The 3,126-nt window shown below is 56.5% G+C and carries 3 protein-coding genes; 2 read left to right on the top strand and 1 reads right to left on the bottom strand.

The window, feature by feature from the left end; genetic code table 11:
• Positions 1 to 524, bottom strand: a 524-nt coding sequence (locus VGK48_08515) for an FAD-dependent monooxygenase (GenBank protein ID HEY2381213.1), incomplete at its 3' end; no start/stop codon positions are given.
• Positions 525 to 1,016: 492 nt separating this feature from the next.
• On the opposite strand from VGK48_08515, the gene VGK48_08520 reads away from it, so the two are divergent.
• A complete protein-coding gene (locus tag VGK48_08520; GenBank protein ID HEY2381214.1) occupies positions 1,017 to 2,579 on the top strand; it encodes an FAD-dependent monooxygenase in 1,563 nt (520 codons plus the stop codon).
• 26 nt (positions 2,580 to 2,605) lie between these two features.
• The gene (locus tag VGK48_08525) at positions 2,606 to 3,034 is read left to right on the top strand and encodes a VOC family protein (GenBank protein HEY2381215.1); all 429 of its coding nucleotides are present in this window, start codon (positions 2,606 to 2,608) and stop codon (positions 3,032 to 3,034) included.
• Positions 3,035 to 3,126 lie beyond the last annotated feature (92 nt).

A 3,126-nucleotide genomic window follows, 5' to 3' on the forward strand; every position in this document is an offset into this window, starting at 1 on the left:
AAATATTTCTCGAACCGGTCCTGAGGGCCAAAGACCAACTTGCGGATTTCCGAATGGAGCCCGTCCGCGCCGATAACAATCTCGAATTCGCGCTCAGGCCCGCGATCGAATGAAACGCGGACTGCTTTTTCGGTCTGCTCAATTTTCGTCACGCTGTCGCCAAAAATCGCCTCGACCCTGCCATCGATCTTGCCGAAAATGCATGCGGCCAGGTCAGAGCGGGGAAGACTAATATAGCGGCCCCGCGTCGCCCGGGAAAAAGCTTCGACCGGGAAACCTGCCACGCGTTTGCCGCTTCGGTCCACGACCCGGACTTCGCGAACGACATAGCCCTTATCGCGTATTTCCGGCAGCAGCCCCATGCGGTCCGCAATATCGAAACCCGCGCCCCAGAAGTCGATAATGTAGCCGCCCGCCCGGAGACGGGGCGCCTTCTCGACAATCGTCGTCTCAAAACCATATTGTGCGAGCCAGTACGCAAGAGTCGTTCCTGCAATTCCCGCGCCTGATATTAAAACTCTCATGGGCGACGCCATGTTTTGGGATCGAGAACTGCCGTAAACAGAAGCACTGGAAGCGCGCCGCTTGGTAAGACGTGCCCATTTTGAAAATAGAGTTTGCGAGGAGTTTTCATCGACGACCGTACACCAATAATTACAACACCCAGAGACCCGTGGTGGTTCCGGTTTTGGTTTCGATCCCTTGTGCGAGGGGCGGCTTTAAGATCTCGACAGGTTGTCTATCGAAAGGAATAGTTTGAGCTCAGGCAGGGCATCACTTCCGCTAATTGGCTCAAAGCATTTTGTACCGACTTTGTACAGATGGCCTGCTTTTGTTGCTTTTGACGTCGCGATCCACCGACGATGAGAGGAACACGTCTCCAAGCCGGGAGTAAGTGGAGATGATAAATCTTTTTCCGTTACGCGGAGATCTCAAAACGGCCGGAATCATCGGAAGACCGCCGGTTCCGAAGCTGAAAACCGTGCGCCAAGGCGCAGCGCAAGTAAAGTGGTTGAATGGCGACGAGTACAACTTCACCTGTTTTGATAGTAGGAGCAGGCCCTACCGGCCTTAACCTCGCGCTGAGCCTGGCTCGGCGGAATGTGCCGTTCCGGGTGGTCTCCGACGCCCAAGGGCCGGGAGAGCACTCGCGCGCTATGGTGGTGCAGGCGCGCACGCTCGAGTTCTACGGCCAATATGGCCTTGCCGATGAGGTGATCGGCGAAGGCGTCGTCACCCAGACCGCTCACCTGCGCGAAGCCGTAGGCGCTTCCAGCCGTGAAGTGCTGACATTCAGCTTCAAGGAGCTTGGAGAAGGGCTGAGCCCATATCCTTTTGCATTGGCGTATCCGCAAGACGATCACGAACGCTTCCTCTTGCGGAAATTGGCCGATGTTGGCGCGGAGGTTGAATGGCGATCGCAGCTTATCGGGTTTGAGCAGGACGCGGAAAGCGTGCGGGCCACCGTCAGGCATGATGGCAGTGCGAAGACGGTCAATTGTTCCTACATCTGCGGCTGCGACGGCGCGCATAGCTGCGTTCGGGAAGCGGCAGGCGTTGGGTTTCCGGGTGGCAGCTACCAGCAGCTTTTTTATGTCGCGGACGTCAGCATTGACCGCGGCTTCGATCGCGATCTGCATATCAGCCTCGGCGAGCATATTCTCTCGCTCATGTTTCCGGTGCGCCTGAGCGGCATGCAACGTCTCATTGGTTTGGTCCCGCCGGAACTCTCCGAGCGTCCTGATATCACCTTTGAGGAGGTCCGGGGCCAGGTCGAGCCGTTGCTCGGCATAAAGGTCAGAGACGTGAACTGGTTCTCGACTTATCGCGTGCACCACCGTGTTGCTGACCGGTTCCGGATCGGTCGAGCCTTTCTGCTCGGGGACGCCGGGCATATTCATAGTCCCGCGGGCGGTCAAGGCATGAATACAGGGATCGGCGATGCGATCAATCTGGGGTGGAAACTGGCTCAAGTGATCCAGCAACGTGCGGCCGCTTCCATCCTCGACACTTACGAGCCGGAGCGGATCGGTTTCGCGCGGTCTCTTGTTTCAACCACTGATCGAGCCTTTACGCCCATGGTGGCTGAGGGCATTTCCGGCGAGTTTATGCGAAGGATTGTCGCCCCGCTTTTTGTTTCGGTGGCGACCCGCTTTGCCTTCAGCCGTCACGAGGTCTTTCGGCTCATCTCACAGATCCGCATTCACTATCCGGAAAGTCCACTCAGCGAGGGTAAGGCGGGACATGTTCATGGCGGCGATCGGCTTCCGTGGGTTGGGGGCGGCCCAGATGACAACTTTGCTCCGCTGCGATCGCTGGACTGGCAAGCTCACATCTACGGAGAACTGAAGCGGTCGTTCGAGACCGCGTGCGAGAGATTAGGTCTGCCGGTCCACCGGTTCGAATGGAATAAGGCAATGGAGACGTCGGGCTTCGCGCGAGATGCCGCGTATCTCGTTCGTCCCGACGGCCATGTCGCGTTGGCGATGGCGGAGCAGGTCACGCAAGATCTGGAGGGATATGTTCAGCGGCAGGGTTTGAGGTTCGGGGAACAGCGCCAGTCGAAGAAATCCAAGTAGCTTATCTATTCTGAGAAGGAGGCACCATGGAAGAAATCGCAAATATCGGAGTCCTGTTTATCGCAGGCTTTGGCCCGATTGTTCGTGACGCGGCCGCAAGCCGCAAACTGTACAGCCAGATTTTGGCGATACCCTTCAAAGAGGAAAAGGGAGGTTACCTTCATACGGAGGGTTTGGAGGGCGCAAAGACATTCGCCTTGTGGCCACTGTCCGAGGCAGCTCAATCATGTTACGGGAAGGATTCGTGGCCCAGCGATGTTCCTGTCCCGCAAGCCTGGATTGAGTTTGATGTTGAAGACGTCGAAAAGGCCACAGCGCAGCTCGAATCACGAGGGTATCGAATGCTGGTCAAAAACAAAAAAGAACCGTGGGGTCAGATTGTCAGTCGTTTCATCGCGCCGGAAGGACTAGTGACCGGGATCACCTTCACCCCATCGATGCGAGAAGAGAAATAGGGTGATCTGCTCGGAAATAGTTTTGTACACTTTTTGTACCGGGAACCTGCATCAGGCATGGATTTGAAAATCGAATCCAGACAGCGAGAACG

The organism is Terriglobia bacterium (assembly GCA_036496425.1).
In the GTDB taxonomy this organism is placed as follows: Bacteria; Acidobacteriota; Terriglobia; order 20CM-2-55-15; family 20CM-2-55-15; genus 20CM-2-55-15.

Bases quoted from the DNA above. Each gene is read 5' to 3' on its own strand.
- VGK48_08520 (HEY2381214.1), top strand. From the start codon at position 1,017: ATGGCGACGAGTACAACTTCACCTGTTTTGATAGTAGGAGCAGGCCCT.
- VGK48_08525 (HEY2381215.1), top strand. From the start codon at position 2,606: ATGGAAGAAATCGCAAATATCGGAGTCCTGTTTATCGCAGGCTTTGGC.